This window comes from Pseudomonas sp. GW821-FHT09D08, from assembly GCF_059416305.1.
Genome location: NZ_JBWKOX010000017.1, coordinates 19,777 through 38,451 on the forward strand (window position 1 = coordinate 19,777; position 18,675 = coordinate 38,451).

The following is an 18,675-nucleotide window of genomic DNA, read 5'->3' on the forward strand; positions in this document are numbered from 1 at the left end:
ATGGTCTCCGAGGTCGGGTGTCAGCGCACAGGCTAGAGCCTCGACGCGCCAGGACCAATGACCAATCCCTCGGAAAACCCCCTAGCCAATCTGCTGGAGAATATCGCACACCTTGTCCAGCGCCGGGTCGATGTCGAGGGTCTCGATGGCCCCAAACCCGATGATCAGGCCTGGGCGCACCGGCGTGTCGTGGAAGAACACGTCCAGCGGGTACAGGCCGACTTCCACCTGGCGTGCCAATTCCATCAGCAACGGGATATTCACCGGTACTTTGCACAACGCCGCCATATGGAACCCGGCGACGGTGGGCACCGCTTCGAACCATGGTGACAGGTCGCCCGCCAGGCGCTGCAAAATGCGCTCGCGGCGCCCGGCGTACACGGTGTGGCAGCGGCGAATATGCTTGAGCAAATAACCTTCGCTGATGAACTTGGCCAGTGCCCATTGCGGCAACGTGGAGCTGTGCTGGTCGGTCAATTGCTTGGCCTTGAGCACCGCGCCGTAGATCGCCGGCGGCAGCACCGCATAGCCCAGGCGCAGTTCGGGCAACAGGGTCTTGGAGAACGTCCCGACGTAGGTGACCACGCCACGGCTGTCCATGCTTTGCAGTGAGTCGGTGGGCCGGCCTTCGTAGCGGAACTCGCTGTCGTAGTCGTCCTCTATGATGATCGCACCCAGCTCGAAGGCCCTCGCCAGCAGCGCCTCCCGACGTGGCAGGCTCATGGGCATGCCGAGGGGGAACTGGTGGGAGGGCGTGACGTAGATCAGCCGTGCGCCATCGGGGATCCGGTCGACCTGGATGCCTTGCTCATCGACGGGAACACCGATGACCTGCGCGCCCATCGCCATGAATAACTGGCGCGCGGGGCTGTAGCCGGGGTCTTCCATGGCGACGATGCTGCCCGGTTCCAGCACCACGCGGGCGATGAGGTCCAGGGCCTGCTGCGCGCCGTTGGTGACGACGATGTCGCTGTCGCGGCATTGGACCCCACGGGAAAACGCGATATGCCCGGCGATGGCACTGCGCAGGGCCGGCAACCCTTCCGGCTGGCTGTAGAACCCGCTGTCCCGGGCGATGCGCCGCAACGCGTCCTGGGTGCAGCGCCGCCATTCATCCTGGGGGAACTGGTTGCGGCTGGTGGCGCCGCCGATAAATTCGTAGCGCAACGTGCTGTCGCGAGTGGGGTGGCGCATGGGCGAGGGCAGTGACTGCCACTTCGCCAGGTTGGCGGCGCAGGCCAGGTCGGTAGCGGTTTGCAGGCGCTCGGTCTGCGGCGTACGGGCGTTGACGAAGGTGCCGCGGCCGGTCTTGCCGACCAGCAGGCCTTCGTAGGTCAGGGTCGCGTAGGTGTCGGATACGGTCTTGCGGGACACCCCCAGTTGTTCGGCCAGCAAGCGGCTGGGCGGCAGTTGCGCACCCGCGGCCAGGCGCCCGGAGCCAATGGCTTCGCGCAACTGCTGGTACAGCTGTTCGGCCAGATCCTTGCGGCCATTGATGACGACGTGCAGTTCCATGTTTCATCCCGGGGTCTTCGCTCTGCGCCAAGGTTACTCGCTCGCGGGGCGCGCTCAAAATGGTCCCCGGGTAAACCGTCGGATTGGCTATAGGGCTTACACCGTGAGAGTTCTAGGCTGAACTGTCATTGCCCCGAGAACTGCCCATGGAATCCCGTCTGGACTACTACACCGCGTCACCGCAAGCGCTCAAGGGCATGTTGCTGCTGGAGGCGAACACCTTTGGCCTGTCCATCGAGCGGCCGCTGCTGGAACTCATCAAGATCCGCGTTTCGCAGCTCAACCACTGCGGCTTTTGCACCGATATGCATTCGATGGCGGCGCGCCAGCGCGGCGAAACGGAGCGGCGCTTGTTCGCGCTGTGCGTATGGCGTGACTCGCCGTTCTTTACGCCGCGGGAGAAGGCGGCATTGGCCTGGTGCGAATCGGTGGCGATGCTGCCGACTTCCAGTGTTTCGGACGAACTTTTCAGCGCCGTGCGCGAGGAGTTCAGCGAACAGGAACTGGTGGACCTGACCATGGCGGTCTCCAGCATCAGTGGCTGGAACCGCCTGGCGGTGAGTTTTCGCCAGCAACCGCCGAATGCTTGAGCGGGATATTCACCCGCGCGCTACCTATGCACCCCAGGTTCATGCCTCAACACTTCAGTATCGACGCAGTGCGCACACAGGGTGTTCGCGTTGATAACGACGAAGCGTGCTTCGTCAGTGACTGGAGTGCCGTAATGGAAGAGTTGCAGGACGACAGCGCGTCGGTCTTACCGCTGCGTCAACAGACCTTGATGGATCTGGATACTGCATGGGGCCCGATGGGTATCGGTGAGACTTCGGTTGGCCGCGTGGCCCTGGATAGCATGGGCGCGCGCCTGGAGGGCGCGGAACTTGATGTGGAGCGGTATCGCGTCAAGGAAGCTGATCAGGCATTGATCGATCAGATCACGTTTTCTGCCGTGCACCTTAAAGCGTATATGACGTCCGCCAGCGGTGAAAGCTGTGACCAGGCCACTGCCGCACTGTTTGAACTGGCGTCATTGCGTTCGGAGTGGGCGCCCGGCATGTTGAGCCCGCCGGATGCTTCGGACGAGGCGATTGTCAAACTCGATCGATTGCTGCGGCGGGTACAGAGCGTCAACCTCAACGACGTGAGTGCCATGGAAAGCCTGCCCGGCTGGGCCGATAAGCTCAGGAGCGGGAGTGCGCAAACCTTGGGCGCCGGGCTGCAGCTCTACGGTTTTTACAGTGCCATTCGAGGCATAGGCGAAGCGCTCAGAACGGGGGATACGGGCGAGCTGTTGTTCGAGGGCGGCGCCTTTTCCGCAGAAGTGGCGTCCCTCGGTGTGGAGTTGGCGTTGGAGCGTATCGGCCAGAAAATGATGAGCGCCGGCCATACGGTTTATCGCGGGTTCTGCGCATCACGCGCGGGGTTGCTGTTGCGCCGTGGTGCCGGATTGATCGCCTCGGTATTGACCGTGCCTTTTGACATTGCCCAGGCGGTCATTGCGCTTTCAAAAGCGTTGAAAGCAGAAGGTAAACAGGCACAGGATCTCTATGTCGAGGCCGGTTTCAGTCTCGTCAGCGCAACCCTCAGTCTTGCACTGGGCGTCTCGGCGTTGGCGGGCTTCGGCGCGGCAGGGCCCGTGGGCCTTATCGCCGCAGCGGTGCTGATTGTCGGCGCGCGGATTTATGCCGCGTGTCGAGTGGTGGATGAGATCGATGATTACATCGAGTTGAGCACCCTTGAGCGCCTGCGCACTGGCTGGTTCGCGTTTGCCGGTGTGGAGTTGGATGACAGCGTACTCGATCGCTACAAGACCAGCCGCGCGCGCACTGCCTACGCAGAAAGCCTCAAGGCCCAAGCCCGGGCATTGCTTGGCGCAGAGATGAAGAACAGTGTGCAGGCCATCGTCAATGGCAGGTTCGAGGTCCGCCTGCAGACGATACGGCACTGGAAACATCAATGGGATGAGCAGGCGGGTGAGTCCCCTCACACGCTGGTGCGTGAACCGGTCATCCATGAGGTGGATGACTACTTCGACGCGAGCAAGGAGGGGGCCGTCGATCTATTGCCTGAGGCCACCTGGGGGGCGAAGGGCCCCGAAAAAGGTGTGCTCTGGCTGCTGGGTGGCGGGGATGACTCGGTGTTGGGCGTGCCGAATCGCCCGAACCACTTTCGCTATGGCGGTGGTCGCAAGCACCTGGTGGGCGGCAGTCAGGACGACGAATTCATGTTCGAGGTACCGCCGGATACTTTTTCTGGCGCAGAAGGGCGGGTGCCGATCTCGGTGTTGGTGGGCGGTACCGGGGCTGACACCCTGAGCTTTCTCGGCGAGACGACGGGGCCGCGTGCAGCAGGCTTCAACGTCAACCTGGGGGCGGGCAGCGTGACGGTGATGACCGACAATGGCCGCGACGGTCTCAAGTGCATGGGGTTGTGGAGCATTGAAAATGTTGCGTCTCTTGCCGGCGCTTCCAGCGTGATTACCGGCAGTAACGAGGCCAACCGTATTGTCCTGAAGGGGGAGTACGACCAGGCCCACGCAATGGCCGGAGACGACCAGTTGTTGATACAGCGGGGCAGCGCCAGGGTGAATGGCGGGCCAGGCGCCGATTACTTCGAGATTCTTGAGAGCGCCAAGGACGTGGTTATCGAGGAGGACGGCCAGCAGCGCAGCCTCATCATGCTCAACTGGCCCTTCGGCCGGATTCAACGCTGGTGGATCTCGGGCAACGCTCTGAAGGTGGCGTCTACCCTGGGGCTGGACGGTGAACTGCCGGGCCCTTGTGTCGGGATCGAAAATGTCTACACGCTACGCGAGGGTAAACGCCACCTGGCCAACGCGCTTTTCAGCTTTCTCACCCAGGACGGCTATCGAATAGCGCCCTTGTTGCCTGAAACGTTGGACCCGACCGGGGAGCCGCAGGTGAGCATGGAAGTGCTGGCGCCTCCCGGCCCCAGGATCTCCCCGATTATTCTGGGACCCGGTCAGTCGGTTGCCTTGGCGGCAGGCACGTCCAGTTACTTTGTCAGCCGCGGCTACGGGATGACGGCCATTGATGCGCATGCAAGCCAGGAGCAGGGCCGATGCTGTGTGTATGTGGACTATGACAGCCAGGAATTGACAGGGGTGTATACGACCTATCATGTGGCCACGCGACGCCGGAGCCACTTCGACTACCTGGATTACACGGACGCGAAGATAAAGTTTGAGTGGGCTGATGGCCGCACGCTGTATCTCGACGAATACGCAGCGCAACCCTCAGCGACGTGGACGAGCGTGGGCGGTTCATTACAGGCGTCAGCCTTGAGGTTGAAGGCCGAATTTGTCGTGGTGATGCGTGACGGTGTTTCGTACCGGCTATTACCGCCGGTGCAGTCTTACGTCAGTGATTTCGCCAGCCCGGGTTACAAAATCAAGGACGCAATGGCTTCGCTGAACCTGAGGTACGGGTATTACCCGTTCTTGAGGCCGCGCAGGCCTAAAAGCCTGAATCTGACCGCTCACTCACAACGGGTGCACCTGGGGGCGGCACCTCACCTGGCAACCTGTGTGTTATGCGGACGGGGCGGGGTGTACGAAATCTATCTGACGTCCTGGGCGATCGTTGAGCTGTCAACACCGCAGGCGCTGAGTAAAGAGTCCGATGCATCGACCTGGGACTTCTTTTGTACAGCGCTGGCGGAAGATATTCAGCTCGACAGCATTGTTGTCAGCCCCGGTCACATCAAGGTGGGCAGCGTATCGATTCGGGTCCCCCGGTATGACGACCCCGACGTTCCCTTGGAAAACATCCGGATTCATTCAAAGGACGGCGGGCGTTTCGACGTCAGGCTGGACCTTGGCAAGGTGTACCTGGCCAGGGTCGCTGCCTCGGGCAATAGTTCGATTGCGCAACTGTTGAAGTCCTTGCGTCACCATCGGCAAAGAGCCTCCGTGTTTACGCCAACCATCAACGTGACCGGCATCGGCATGGCCGATGGGACAACGGGCACCGTTTACTACGACGTCATGGCGGATTGCTGGAGGCTGGAGGCTGACAGGCATCGACGGCTATCCAGTGAGGAACTGGCTGTTTCAACCTGAACCCATCAGCAGCCGAGGTGGTTCTGACGGGTGGCTGAACAACATAGTCCAAGGACATTCTATGAAGCAATTTACTTCCCCTTCCGTGCCACCGGTTACAGGGCGTCCGGTCGATCGCCCCAGCGGCACAGCACCCAGCGCGCGTACCGCGTTTCCTGTGGTTGATTTTGCCGGCGGGCCCCTGCCGCCTGAGGCGATACCCGTGCGCAACACGCCATCCGCAGCGGTTCCGAGCGCGACTTATCAGCGCATGACCGATCTGCCCACGCCCCCCGCCGTCACCCGAGAGGCCATTTTCGCCGCCCTGGGTGACCCCATACCGGCGCCTGATCCCGCTACGGGGTTGCGTGAATATGATTCGCGCACTTACTTGAACCTGGACGACGGCACCACCGTCCTGGCGGTGCGCGATCCGCAGACCGGGGAATGGCGTGAAAGACCGCCGGATTCACGTTTGCCACAAGGCCCGGCACTGCATCGGGTGCCGCAGACGAACACCTGGCGCAGTCACTCTGCGGCCAGTTCGTCCTCGTCTTCCCCGAGCCTGAGTCATAGCTCATCGGCGTCGTCACTGAGCCACAGTGCTTCGTCTTCCTCGCTGACCGCCCCACTGAGCAGTGTGAGCTTGTCGGCGACCCAGCGTATTGATCCGGTATGGGACCTGGGGCTTTACACGTTGCCGGTGAGTCCGGCCCCCACCAACACCCTGGCGTTCCCGGGCAAGAGAGCCTTCATGATCGGAGCTGAGCAATATTTTATGGATGCCAATTATGGCAACCCATCAGGTGCCGTGCCGAATGCGCTACCCCATCTGTTTGCTGTGGGGGCGGAAGGCAATCTGGTAAACGCCGGGCGTATCGAACCGGAAGGCCTGTTCAGGTTAAACGACAACCGACATTATTTGCCGGTGGGCACAGGTTTTTGCCCCGTGAGCTTCGATAGTGCAAGGCTGCGTTGGAAGGTGATGGAGGCGGGCGGGCATGGCGGGGCAGGGATTTTTATTGAAATGGGTGGCGCGCCCGATAGCTGGGTGCCGATGCTGGCTGTCGATCAACTCTCGAATCTTTTTCAAGCGGCGCGGAATATCAAAGGTTATGCCGGGCGTGTGGGGGCGGTCGATCTGCCCAATAGCAGTATCGACCAGCGGGTTTATCACTACATGCAGGGCTACTTGCGGCAAATAGTCGGGTTTTGCGAGCCGACTGTCCGCAGTGCGCCAACCGCGCAAAAAGGCCGACTGATCGATGCCTATATCTGGCGCAATGGTTACCCGTATGACTGTCTGGCTTCCATCTGCAGTGCCTTGGAAAGCCGACGCCCATTGCCGCCGGGGATGCCGATATTCGATGGGTTTCAAGGTTTGGGCACGGTCAGTTGCTCAAAAGACGGAAACTTCAATGTGGCGCGTATCAGCCGAACGATGCAACTGCACTATCCCGACAGAAGACGGTCGGTGGCCGAAGAGAAATTACTTGAGACGTGGCGGGAAAAAGACGCTGCCCGGGACAACAAGCGCAAGGGCGAAGTGAACGAAGCGATGTATGAGGCCCGGTTGACGGAAGATGGCTATACGGTACTTCCCGGCGGAACCTACGGAGGTGGGCAGAATGGCTTCGATCGTGTGTTTGAAGGCCCGGCAGGCGATATCTACATTCTGGAAGCCAAGCATGTCAGTCATACCTCCGCCGGCGAGCTTGCCAACGTCAGCCTGGGAGGGACGACAAACTCACGTCAAATGACCGACAGTTGGGTGCGGCAAGTGCTGGCGTTATCCCAACCCGATACGCCGGCGGCCAGGCGCGTTTCCGACGCGTTGTGGCGTGGCCAGTTATTCAAGTTATTAGGCGCGACGTCCAAGGACGGCAAACTTGTCATGTTCAAGATTGACATGAGCCCCGTGGACTTCTAGCCGTGCCGGTATGCCTGGGAGCAAGCGCACCTGCTCCCAGGCACGTGTTCAGGACAGGAAGCCGCCATCCACATTCAGCGACACACCGGTGGTGTAGCTCGACGCATCGCTGGCCAGGTACAGCACCGCACCGGCCATCTCGCTCGGGTCGGCCACGCGCTTGAGCGGGATCTGCGCCAGGGCCATTTTCAGGATCGCGTCGTTCTTCACCAGCGCCGAGGCGAACTTGGTGTCGGTCAGGCCCGGCAACAGGGCGTTGCAACGAATGCCGAATTCGGCGCATTCCTTGGCGAACACCTTGGTCATGTTGATCACGGCGGCCTTGGTCACCGAGTAGATGCCCTGGAACACGCCCGGCGAAATGCCGTTGATCGAAGCGACGTTGATGATGCTGCCGCCGCCGTTTTCGCGCATCAGCTTGCCGGCTTCCACCGACATGAAGAAGTAGCCGCGAATGTTCACGTCAACGGTCTTCTGGAAGGCGCCGAGGTCGGTGTCCAGCACGTTGCAGAACTGCGGGTTGGTCGCGGCATTGTTGACCAGGATATCCAGGCGGCCGAACTGTTCGCGGATGCCGGCAAACACCTGAGTAATCTGCTCCATTTCACCGATATGGCAGGCAATCGCCGTGGCCTTGCCGCCGTCGGCGATGATCGCGTCCGCCACGTGCTGGCAGCCTTCGAGCTTGCGGCTCGAGACGATCACGTGGGCGCCTTGCTGGGCCAGCAGCTTGGCGATGGCTTCACCGATGCCACGGCTGGCGCCGGACACAAAGGCGATCTTGCCGTCGAGGTCGAACAGGTGGGTCTTGGACATTAGCGATTCCTTAGAGGGCTGATTTACCGATGACATTCAGGCTCATCTGCTCCAGCAGCTTGTTCATGTGGATGAACTGCGCAAAGCGTTTGTCCTGGGTCTGGCCGTGGAAGAAACGGTAGTAGATCTGCTGCACGATACCGGCCAGGCGGAACAGGCCGTAGGTGTAGTAGAAGTCGAAATTGTCGATCTGGATCCCGGCGCGCTCAGCGTAGTAATCCACGAACTGGCGGCGGGTGAGCATGCCGGGGGCATTGCTCGGCTGGCGGCGCATCAGTTGCACCGGCGCCGGGTCGTCGGCTTCGATCCAGTAGGCGAGGGTGTTGCCCAGGTCCATCAGCGGGTCACCGAGGGTGGTCAGTTCCCAATCCAGCACGCCGATGATCTGCATCGGGTTATGCGGGTCGAGGATCACGTTATCGAAGCGGTAGTCGTTATGCACGATGCTCGAGGTGGGATGGTCGGCGGGCATCTTGTCGTTGAGCCAGGCACGTACCTTTTCCCAGTTGGGGGCGTCCGGGGTCAGCGCTTTTTCGTAGCGGTCGCTCCAGCCACCGATCTGGCGTGCCACATAACCTTCAGGCTTGCCCAGGTCGGCCAGGCCGCAGGCGCGGTAGTCGACCTGGTGCAGTTCGACGAACTTGTCGATAAAGCTTTTGCACAACGCCTCGGTCCGGGTGGCATCCAGGCCCAGTTCGGCGGGCAGGTCGGAACGCAGGATGATGCCGTTGACCCGTTCCATCACATAGAACTCGGCGCCGATCACCGACGCGTCGGTGCAGTGCACATAGGCCTTGGGGCAATACGGGAAACCATCCTTGAGCTGGTTGAGAATGCGGTATTCGCGGCCCATGTCGTGGGCGGACTTGGCCTTGTGGCCAAAGGGCGGGCGGCGCAGCACGAATTCCTGGCCGGGGTATTCCAGCAGGTAGGTGAGGTTGGATGCACCGCCGGGGAACTGGCTGATCGTGGGCGTGCCGCTCAGGCCAGGGATATGGGCCTTGAGGTAGGGATCGATCAGGCTGGCATCAAGTTCTTCGCCTGGGCGAATCTGGGTCGATTGGTCGTTAAGCGCCATGCTTATCCCTTCTGCTTATTCTAAAGGCGTCGGACTATTTCCTAATCTAATGCGCACCACCGCCCAGCGACAAGGTCGGGGCGGCTTAATAGGTTAGCGTGTTGAAGGGTGATCAGCCTGCCTGATCGGTCATTTTTCGGGCGCGGGCAATACAACCGGGGTGAGCACCGGACGGCCGGCGAAGTACTCCACCAGGTTGTCGGCCACGCGCTGCACGGTGTCGTGGGCGGCCTCGGGAGACAGGCCGGCCACGTGGGACGTGAGCACGGTATTGCTCAAGCGCTTGAGGGCATCCGGCACCTTGGGTTCATCGTCGAACACGTCCAGCGCCGCGCCCCCGATACGGCGTTGTTCAAGGGCGGTGACCAGGTCGGCGGTGACCACCACGCTGCCACGGCCGATATTCACCAGGTAACCGTTCGGGCCGAGGGCGTCCAGGGCGTGGCGGTCGATCAAGTGGCGCGTGCCGACGCCACCGGGCGTGGCCAGGATCAGGAAATCCGAGCTGCGCGCCAGCTCCACGGCCGTGGCGCAGTAGGTGTAGTCCACATCATCGCGCGGCTGGCGGTTGTGATAGCTCACTTCCATGCCAAAGCCGAGGGCCGCGCGCCGGGCGATCTCCAGGCCCACCGCGCCGAGCCCGAGGATGCCCAATTGCTTGCCGCCCAGGGACGGGCGCATGACCTTGGGCCATTCGCTGCGGCGTACCGCTGCGTCCGTCTGGGGAATGCCGCGCACCAGCGACAACAGCAGCGCCATGGCGTGGTCGGCCACCGACGGCGCATTCACCCCGGCGCCATTGGTGACCACGATGCCGCGATTGCTCGCCGCCTGCAGGTCGACATGCTCATAACCGGCGCCGATCACGCAGATGATCTCCAGCAGTGGCAGGGCGGCGATTTCCTCGGCATACAGGCCCAACGGGCCACGGGTCAGTACGGCCTTGATCTGGCCGCCGTGGGTTTTGATCGCCTGGGCGCGCTCGCTGGGTGTGGGCGCCAGGATCACATGAAAGTCGTTGCTCTCGATGATTTGCAGGTATTCATTGATGGTTTCAACCAGAACCAGAACAGTGGTGGTCATCGGAAGGCTCTTCCTGAAGGGTTTGAGGGGATCAGTATGCGGGATTTGCAGGAGGGCGCGTTTTGCTCGGGTAGAAAAAATCTACGACTGCAGGCGCAAGCATGCTTGCTCCTACAGTCTGTACCGGTCAGAACCGGACGTCAGCCGCTTTCACGCTCAGCCCGAACCCCCCCGCCAGCGTGGCATTGTGATGCGCGATGATCGCCTCGGCCTTCAGCGCCGGGGTGTCCATGCAGGTATGGGCGTCTTCAGGCACGATCACCGAGAAGCCCAGCTCTACCGCCACGCGGCAGGTGGTGTCGATGCAGTACTGGGTTTTCATCCCGACGATCACCAGTTGATTAACCTCCAGGGCGCGCAGTCGTCGGGCCAGGTCGGTACCCAGGAAGCAACTGGGGCGGGTTTTGTCGAACAGATGGTCGTGAGTCTCGTCTACGTGCAGCCCTTGCCACAGTTGCCAATTCGGACTGCCCGCAGCTATCGGCGAGCCCGCCGGGCCGGTATGGCGGGCGACCAGGATCGGCGCGCCGGCTTCACGGGCGCGGCCGATCAACGAGTTGATGGTGCCCAGCACGCGCTCCCGTTCAAAGGGTTTGTCGGGGCCATCGTACAGGCCGGTTTGCATATCGATGATCAACAGGGCGTCAGCCATGGTATTGCTCCTTGTGAGTGCCAGTCGACGGAGCAATAAAAAGGCCCCGTCCATTGCTGGCGGGGCCTTGGGTTGAATCTGGGTGGTGTCTAGCTCGAGCACCCACGGCAACCGCACGACCCGCCTGGAGCGGTCGTGGTGGTGGTGCGGGTGAGGAGCTGCTGGAAAAGGATCATGGGCCGATCATGCTGGGACAGGTGCGGGCTGTCAAATGCATCAGGTGCCGAAAAAGTTGCGCCCCAGCCGGAACAGGGGCGCTGCTGCCAGCAGGAGATCACTGCGGGGGGCTAAGTCGTGCCTTTTCCTGCTCGGCCTGAGCGATAGGCATGAAATTGTAGGTGGGGAAGAATTCCGTGGTGTAGACCCCCCATGCGGTGTTTTCAATCGCCAGGTTGACTTCCGCCAGGCGCGACGCCGGCAGGCGCAGCACAACGACCTGCCCGATGCCCATGGTGATGTTCCAGCTCAGCACTTCCACCCCGACAGGCGGGAACACCTTGTGAAACTCCTGCTTGGCCAGTTGTTGTTTCAGTTCGCTCAACGGGCGTGATTGATCGTGTTTAAGAAATACGGTCAACATGACGGCGTTGTCCGCTGTGGCAGCAGCGTTTTTTGCAGGAAGGGCTGTTGAAGTTTGCGCAGTCGCTGCACCGGGTAACAGTGTCGCGGCCAGCAGTGCGGGTATTAACAGTTTGCGCATATTCATTGTCAGATGCCTTGTTTGTTATTCGGTTTTATCACTAAACATGAATGTTTAATCAGTTCGACATGACTGTCTTTATGGGGCCGGTGTAGGGGGCGTGTACCACATAAATTCGAACGGGCGGGTTAGTGCTGACCATATCGCGCGGCACTTCGCGGGAATAAGTGAATTCGCTGCCGTCGAGTTTTTCGAGCCTTCTGACAATGGTTCTGGTCGGGCCAACGTCAGGGACCAGGATATGGGTCTTTTTATCGCCGGTGACCAGGAAGTAACCGCCGCCGCCATCGGCGTGTTTCGAGCGGCCGGTATCGGTGTAGAAGAACTCATAGCGATTGCGCTGCGGGTCCCACATCGATATGCCTACCACCCCGGGGTAGCTGGCCTTGACGTCGGTGTCCGGCTCGCCTTCGATATAAACCTTGGTGGTCAGCCATTGAGGCGAGGAGGCCAGTGCTTGAGCGTCAGGTTCAGACGCGGTTTGACTGGCGTAACTTTCAGACGAGCAGAGTAGGCCCGTGATCAACAAACCAGCAAAAACAACAGTGAGTCTTCGCATATTGGAATCCTTGTTATTTTAAATAAGCATGTTGTTCTTCGATTGGAGCGGGGCGATGTTAGTTGGGTTTTTGGCGATTGCTCAATGGCTATGTAGGGTTATGTAACAATTGCAAAGGCGTTGTGGTTAAACTTTTATTTAGATATGAGGGGGTTCTGGTTTTGCTGTAGGCGACTTCTCTAAAAGTATGGGGAGTCTATTGGCTAGAGTCCTGGATCGCCCTCGTCAATGGCGCCTGGCAGCCACTCGAGAAACCCGCGGCAGCCCCCCGAAACCACTGCCCAGGGCCGCGCTTGAGCCTCTGCACCGCATAACCGTTCCTCAGCTAAGTCTTTGCTTATTCACGAGAATCCCGGACAATCCGGCCCCTTCTATGGTCGGGGCGCTGCCTGTCAGGTTTTTCTGACTCGTCCCGGCCGTGTAAATGCGGAGATCCGACCGGATGAATGATCAGGCCAATAGCGTCGACGAACGCTATGCAACGACACCTGCAACCCTCTCAAGCTGGAGCCGCCAGGACACCACCTGGATGCTTGGCCTGTTCGGCACTGCCATTGGCGCCGGCACCTTGTTCCTGCCGATCAACGCCGGCCTGGGCGGCTTCTGGCCCTTGGTGATCCTGGCGGTGCTGGCGTTCCCGATGACGTTTTTTGCCCACCGTGGCCTGACCCGTTTCGTACTCTCCGGTCGTGCGGGTTCCGACATCACTGATGTGGTCGAAGAGCATTTCGGCGTCAAGGCCGGTGCGTTGATCACGCTGCTGTACTTCTTCGCGATCTTCCCGATCCTGCTGATCTACAGCGTGGCCCTGACCAACACGGTCAGCAGCTTCATGGAGCACCAACTGCACATCATGCCGCCACCGCGCGCGCTGTTGGCATTTGTGCTGATCCTCGGCCTGCTGGCGGTGGTGCGTTGCGGTGAGCAGGTGATCGTCAAGGCCATGAGCCTGATGGTGTACCCGTTTATCGTCGCCCTGCTGTTCCTCGCGGTGTACCTGATCCCCCATTGGAACGGCGGCATCCTCAGCACCGCCAGTGTGGTACCGGCGCCGTCCGCGCTGCTCAACACCCTGTGGCTGGCGATTCCGGTGATGGTGTTTTCGTTCAACCACTCGCCGATCATCTCGGCGTTTGCGGTCGACCAGAAGCGCCAGTACGGCGAACACGCCGATGAGCGCAGTTCGCAGATCCTGTCCCGCGCGCACCTGTTGATGGTGGTGATGGTGCTGTTCTTCGTGTTCAGTTGCGTGTTGACCCTGTCGCCGGCGCAATTGGGTGAAGCGAAAGCGCAGAACCTGTCGATCCTGTCGTACCTGGCCAACCATTTCAACAACCCGACCATCGCGTTTGCCGCGCCGTTGATCGCGTTCGTGGCGATTGCCAAGTCGTTCCTGGGCCACTACATCGGCGCCAGCGAAGGCCTCAAGGGCCTGGTGCTCAAAAGCGGTCGCCGCCCGGCCGCCAAGACTCTGGACCGCATGACCGCCGCCTTCATGCTGGTGGTGTGCTGGATCGTTGCCACGCTGAACCCGAGCATCCTCGGCATGATCGAGACCCTGGGCGGGCCGATCATTGCGTCGATCCTGTTCCTGATGCCGATGTACGCGATCCGCAAGGTGCCGGCCATGGCCAAGTACCGTGGGCAGGCGTCCAACGTGTTTGTCACGGCGGTGGGTCTGGTGGCGATTACCGCATTGATTTACTCGCTGCTGTCCTGACCCCGGGGCTCACGCCCGCAAGCCGATTCGCGCACACCGCGAATCGGCTTTTTTTTGCCTGCGCAAAAGCTGACGCGGCGCAACCGCCGCCGGCCAATGAGGGCTAAGCTTACCCACGCTTTTTGCCAGGATGGGTTGGGCCGCTTGAAGACTGAAACCGATGCACCCGTTGCCGTACCGTCGAACCGCATCCAAGACCTGCTGGCCGGCTTATCCATTGCCGGTTTGCTGCTGCCGGAGGCCGTGGCCTATTCCAGTATTGCCGCGCTGCCGCCCCAGGCCGGGGTAATCGCCTTGTTTGCCGGGCTGGTGTGCTATGGCCTGTTCGGCAGCAGCCGTTTTGCGATTGTCTCGGCCACCTCGTCGTCGGCGGCCGTGCTGGCGGCGGCCACGGCGAGCCTGGCGGGTGACGACCCGGCATTGAGGCTGTCCCTGGCCTTCGGGCTGGTGTTGCTCACCGGGGTGTTTTTCCTGTTGGCCGGACTGTTCAAGCTCGGCGGCGTCACCTCGTTTATCGCCAAACCGGTATTGCGTGGCTTCGCCTTCGGCCTGGCGCTGACCATCATCCTCAAGCAATTGGCCGGTGTGGTGGGTGTGCACCTGACCGATAACAACCTGATCCGTTTTCTGCCGCAGTTGCTGGAGCAGCTGCCGCGCTGGAACTGGCCTGCGGCACTGGTAGCGGCGCTGGCGTTGCTGGTGTTGTGGCTGTGCGCACGCCTCCCGCGCCTGCCCGGTGGCCTGGTGGTCGTGGTGCTCGGCATCGTTGCCGGGCAGTACCTGGACCTGCAGGCCTACGGGGTGGCGCAGATCGGCATGATCGACCTGCGCCTGGAGCTGGGGCATTTGCCGGTGCTGCCGTTTGCCGACTGGCTGCGCCTGGGGGAATTGGCGTTTGCGCTGGTGATGATCCTGTATGCGGAGTCCTACGGCTCTATCAGTTCGTTCGCGCTCAAGCATGGCGACCGGGTGTCATCCAACCGTGACCTGCTGGCACTGGGCGCGGCCAACCTGGTTTCCGGGTTGTTCCACGGCATGCCGGCCGGTGCCGGGTATTCGGCGACGTCGGCCAACGAGGCGGCCGGCGCCTATTCACGCCTGGCGGGGATTGTCGCGGCCCTGGTGATCCTGCTGATTGTGCTGACGGTGCTGCCCTATGTCGCGCTCACGCCGGAGCCGGTGCTGGCCGCCGTCGTCATCTATGCCCTGGGACGAGGCTTGAGCGTGCAGCCGCTCGGGCGTTATTTCCTGTGGCGGCGCGATCGCGTGCTGGTGATCTGTGCGGTAACGGCAGTGCTGGTGCTGGGTGTGCTGGATGGTTTGCTGCTCGCGGTCGCGATCAGCGTGATGTTGATGCTGCGCCAGATGTCGTCAGCCGACATTCAAGTGCTGGGGCGCCTGGGTGACAGCCATGACTTTGTCGATTGTCAGCACCATGCCGATGCCCTGGCCGTGCCTGGAGTCTTGATCGTACGGCCCAGCGAGGCGCTGTTTTTTGCGAATGCCGAGCGCATCCTGGGCGCCGCCTTACGCCTGATGCGGCAGTCACAGGTAGAGGTGGTGGTGTTGAGCCTGGAAGAATCGCCGGACCTCGACGGCACCAGTATCGAAGCGCTGGCGGCGTTTTTTGCCCAGGTACGTGGGGAGGGCAAGCGCTTGGTGCTGGCCCGCGTCCGGCATGAGGCTCGTGAGGTGTTGCAGGGGTTGCCTGAGGCATTGGCGCCCCATGTATTGCTCAGTGGCCTGAGCGTCGATGGCGCGGTGCAGCTGGCGCTTGAGGTAGGAAAAGCGTGAGGAAGGGGGCTTATGCGATGGTGGTGGGTCAGTGACAGATGGATCAACTGAATGTGTTGGTATTCCAGGCATAAAGAAACGCCGCGTACCTTGCGATACGCGGCGTCCTTCACATCAACACACCGTTAAGCTTGAATCACCGGGATGTTGGCGCTTGCTGCGATTTTGCGGAACTCGGCGATCTGGTCGAAGTTCAGGTAGCGGTAGACGTCACTGGCCATGGTGTCCAGTTTCGCTGCGTAGCCCATGTACTCTTCGACGGTCGGCAGGCGACCCAGGGTGGAGGCGACTGCCGCCAGCTCAGCCGAAGCCAGGTAGACGTTCGCGCCGTCACCCAGGCGGTTCGGGAAGTTACGGGTCGACGTCGATACCACGGTCGAGTTCGGCTCTACCCGTGCCTGGTTACCCATGCACAGCGAGCAGCCCGGCATTTCCATGCGCGCGCCAGCCTTGCCGTAGATGCCGTAGTAGCCTTCTTCGGTCAACTGGTGAGCGTCCATCTTGGTCGGCGGCGACAGCCACAGGCGAGTTGGCAACTGACCCTTGACCTGCTCCAGCAACTTACCGGCAGCGCGGAAGTGACCGATGTTGGTCATGCACGAACCGATAAACACTTCGTCGATCTTCTCGCCGGCAACGCTGGATAGCAGACGGGCATCGTCCGGGTCGTTCGGTGCGCAGAGGATCGGCTCGTTGATTTCGGCCAGGTCGATCTCGATGATTTCGGCGTATTCCGCGTCGGCATCGGCTTCCATCAGTTCCGGGTTGGCGACCCAGGCTTCCATCGCTTGAGCACGACGTTCCAGGGTACGGGCATCGCCGTAGCCTTCGCCGATCATCCAGCGCAGCAGGGTGATGTTGGAGTTCAGGTACTCGGTGACGGATTCTTTCGACAGCTTGATGGTGCAACCGGCAGCCGAACGTTCGGCCGAGGCGTCGGAGAGCTCGAAAGCCTGCTCCAGCGTCAGGTCGTTCAGGCCTTCGATTTCCAGGATGCGGCCGGAGAAGGCGTTTTTCTTGCCTTTCTTCTCTACGGTCAGCAGGCCAGCCTGGATCGCGTAGTAAGGAATGGCATGAACCAGGTCACGCAGGGTGATGCCAGGTTTCATCTTGCCTTTGAAGCGCACCAGGATCGATTCCGGCATGTCCAGCGGCATCACGCCGGTGGCGGCGGCGAACGCGACCAGGCCGGAGCCGGCCGGGAACGAGATGCCCATCGGGAAACGGGTGTGGGAGTCACCGCCGGTGCCGACGGTATCCGGCAGCAGCATGCGGTTCAGCCAGCTGTGGATGATACCGTCGCCTGGACGCAGCGATACACCGCCACGGGTCATGATGAAGTCAGGCAGGGTGTGGTGGGTGGTCACGTCGATCGGCTTCGGATAGGCCGCGGTGTGGCAGAACGACTGCATCACCAGGTCGGTCGAGAAGCCCAGGCACGCCAGGTCTTTCAGTTCGTCACGGGTCATCGGACCGGTGGTGTCCTGGGAACCCACGGTGGTCATCTTCGGTTCGCAGTAGGTACCTGGACGAACGCCTTTGCCTTCCGGCAGGCCGCAGGCCTTGCCGACCATTTTCTGGGCCAGGGTGAAGCCTTTGCCGGTGTCGACCGGTGCTTCAGGCAGCTTGAACAGGTCGGTAGGGCCCAGGCCCAGCTCGGCGCGCGCCTTGTCGGTCAGGCCACGGCCGATGATCAGCGGGATACGGCCGCCGGCGCGAACTTCGTCCAACAGCACCGGGGTCTTCATTTCGAAGGTGGTCAGGACTTCGTCGGTGCCGTGTTTGCAGACTTTGCCAGCATGAGGGTACAGGTCGATCACGTCGCCCATGTTCATGTTGGTCACGTCGAATTCGATCGGCAGCGCGCCGGCATCTTCCATGGTGTTGTAGAAGATGGGAGCGATCTTGCTGCCGAAGCAGAAGCCGCCGGCGCGCTTGTTCGGCACGTAGGGAACGTCGTCGCCGAAGAACCACAGCACCGAGTTGGTCGCGGATTTACGCGAAGAGCCGGTACCGACCACGTCACCGACGTAGGCGATCGGGAAGCCTTGGCCGCGCATTTCTTCGATCTGCTTCATCGGGCCGGTCTTGCCTTGCTCGTCCGGCACGATGCCTTCACGTGCCATTTTCAGCATGGCCAGGGCGTGCAGCGGGATGTCAGGGCGGGACCAGGCGTCCGGGGCAGGGGACAGGTCGTCGGTGTTGGTTTCGCCGGTGACCTTGAACACGCGCAGGCTGATCTTGTCGGCCAGGGTCGGACGGTTGCGGAACCACTCGCCGTCAGCCCAGGACTGGATCACGGCTTTGGCGTGCGCGTTGCCGTTGCGGGCTTTTTCGGCGACGTCGTGGAACGCATCGAACATCAGCAGGGTGTGCTTGAGTTGGGCAGCCGCGACAGGCGCCAGCTCGGCGTCGTCCAGCAGCTCGACCAACGTCACGATGTTGTAGCCGCCCTGCATGGTGCCGAGCAGTTCAACCGCGCGTTTCTTGTCGATCAGGGGGGAAGTGGCTTCGCCCTTGGCCAGGGCAGACAGGAAACCGGCCTTGACGTAGGCAGCTTCGTCAACGCCCGGTGGAATGCGGTTGGTGATCAGGTCAACGAGGAATTCTTCTTCGCCAGCCGGAGGATTCTTCAGCAGCTCAACCAGGCCTGCGGTTTGTTCGGCGTTAAGCGGCTGGGGAACGATACCCAGTGCTGCACGCTCTTCGATATGTTTGCGGTAGGCTTCAAGCACAGTTATTACCCTCATCAGTGGTCCCACGGGACG

General features: G+C 61.3%; 13 protein-coding genes. 5 read left to right on the forward strand and 8 right to left on the reverse strand.

Annotated elements, in window-relative coordinates; genetic code table 11:
• Positions 1-81: 81 nt before the first annotated feature.
• Complete coding sequence (gene pdxR, locus AC07OP_RS23665; RefSeq protein ID WP_495102702.1) at positions 82-1,515, reverse strand: MocR-like pyridoxine biosynthesis transcription factor PdxR; 1,434 nt, start codon at positions 1,513-1,515, stop codon at positions 82-84.
• Positions 1,516-1,661: 146 nt separating this feature from the next.
• Between pdxR and AC07OP_RS23670 the strand changes: the two genes are divergently transcribed.
• From AC07OP_RS23670 to AC07OP_RS23680, 3 genes are all read left to right on the forward strand, one after another.
• Positions 1,662-2,105: a carboxymuconolactone decarboxylase family protein gene (locus AC07OP_RS23670; RefSeq protein ID WP_027608560.1), complete on the forward strand. Its 444-nt coding sequence runs from the start codon at positions 1,662-1,664 to the stop codon at positions 2,103-2,105.
• A gap of 134 nt (positions 2,106-2,239) precedes the next feature.
• On the forward strand, positions 2,240-5,596 hold the full coding sequence (locus AC07OP_RS23675) for a hypothetical protein (protein ID WP_495102703.1): 3,357 nt from the start codon (positions 2,240-2,242) through the stop codon (positions 5,594-5,596).
• Between the two features lie 61 nt (positions 5,597-5,657).
• Complete coding sequence (locus AC07OP_RS23680) at positions 5,658-7,505, forward strand: hypothetical protein (protein ID WP_495102704.1); 1,848 nt, start codon at positions 5,658-5,660, stop codon at positions 7,503-7,505.
• Between the two features lie 48 nt (positions 7,506-7,553).
• Here the strand turns inward: AC07OP_RS23680 and AC07OP_RS23685 are convergent, their stop codons facing one another.
• The 6 genes from AC07OP_RS23685 to AC07OP_RS23710 form a co-directional block, all read right to left on the reverse strand.
• Positions 7,554-8,321 (reverse strand): SDR family oxidoreductase, encoded by a 768-nt coding sequence (locus tag AC07OP_RS23685; protein ID WP_027608558.1) that lies wholly within the window; start codon positions 8,319-8,321, stop codon positions 7,554-7,556.
• Between the two features lie 10 nt (positions 8,322-8,331).
• Positions 8,332-9,399, reverse strand: a complete 1,068-nt coding sequence (locus AC07OP_RS23690) for a phosphotransferase family protein (RefSeq protein ID WP_463574121.1) — start codon at positions 9,397-9,399, stop codon at positions 8,332-8,334.
• A 129-nt stretch (positions 9,400-9,528) separates the two neighbouring features.
• On the reverse strand, positions 9,529-10,482 hold the full coding sequence (locus tag AC07OP_RS23695) for a 2-hydroxyacid dehydrogenase (RefSeq protein ID WP_495102705.1): 954 nt from the start codon (positions 10,480-10,482) through the stop codon (positions 9,529-9,531).
• A gap of 127 nt (positions 10,483-10,609) precedes the next feature.
• On the reverse strand, positions 10,610-11,134 hold the full coding sequence (locus AC07OP_RS23700) for a cysteine hydrolase family protein (RefSeq protein WP_495102706.1): 525 nt from the start codon (positions 11,132-11,134) through the stop codon (positions 10,610-10,612).
• Between the two features lie 274 nt (positions 11,135-11,408).
• On the reverse strand, positions 11,409-11,840 hold the full coding sequence (locus AC07OP_RS23705) for a hypothetical protein (RefSeq protein WP_495102707.1): 432 nt from the start codon (positions 11,838-11,840) through the stop codon (positions 11,409-11,411).
• 52 nt (positions 11,841-11,892) lie between these two features.
• A complete protein-coding gene (locus tag AC07OP_RS23710) occupies positions 11,893-12,393 on the reverse strand; it encodes a DUF4822 domain-containing protein (RefSeq protein ID WP_495102708.1) in 501 nt (166 codons plus the stop codon).
• Between the two features lie 442 nt (positions 12,394-12,835).
• Between AC07OP_RS23710 and AC07OP_RS23715 the strand changes: the two genes are divergently transcribed.
• Together AC07OP_RS23715 and AC07OP_RS23720 are read left to right on the forward strand one after the other, a co-directional pair.
• On the forward strand, positions 12,836-14,113 hold the full coding sequence (locus AC07OP_RS23715; protein ID WP_495102709.1) for a serine/threonine transporter: 1,278 nt from the start codon (positions 12,836-12,838) through the stop codon (positions 14,111-14,113).
• Between the two features lie 144 nt (positions 14,114-14,257).
• Complete coding sequence (locus AC07OP_RS23720; protein WP_495102710.1) at positions 14,258-15,907, forward strand: SulP family inorganic anion transporter; 1,650 nt, start codon at positions 14,258-14,260, stop codon at positions 15,905-15,907.
• A 125-nt stretch (positions 15,908-16,032) separates the two neighbouring features.
• On the opposite strand, the gene acnB is transcribed toward AC07OP_RS23720, so the two are convergent.
• A complete protein-coding gene (acnB, locus tag AC07OP_RS23725; protein ID WP_065942045.1) occupies positions 16,033-18,642 on the reverse strand; it encodes a bifunctional aconitate hydratase 2/2-methylisocitrate dehydratase in 2,610 nt (869 codons plus the stop codon).
• Positions 18,643-18,675 lie beyond the last annotated feature (33 nt).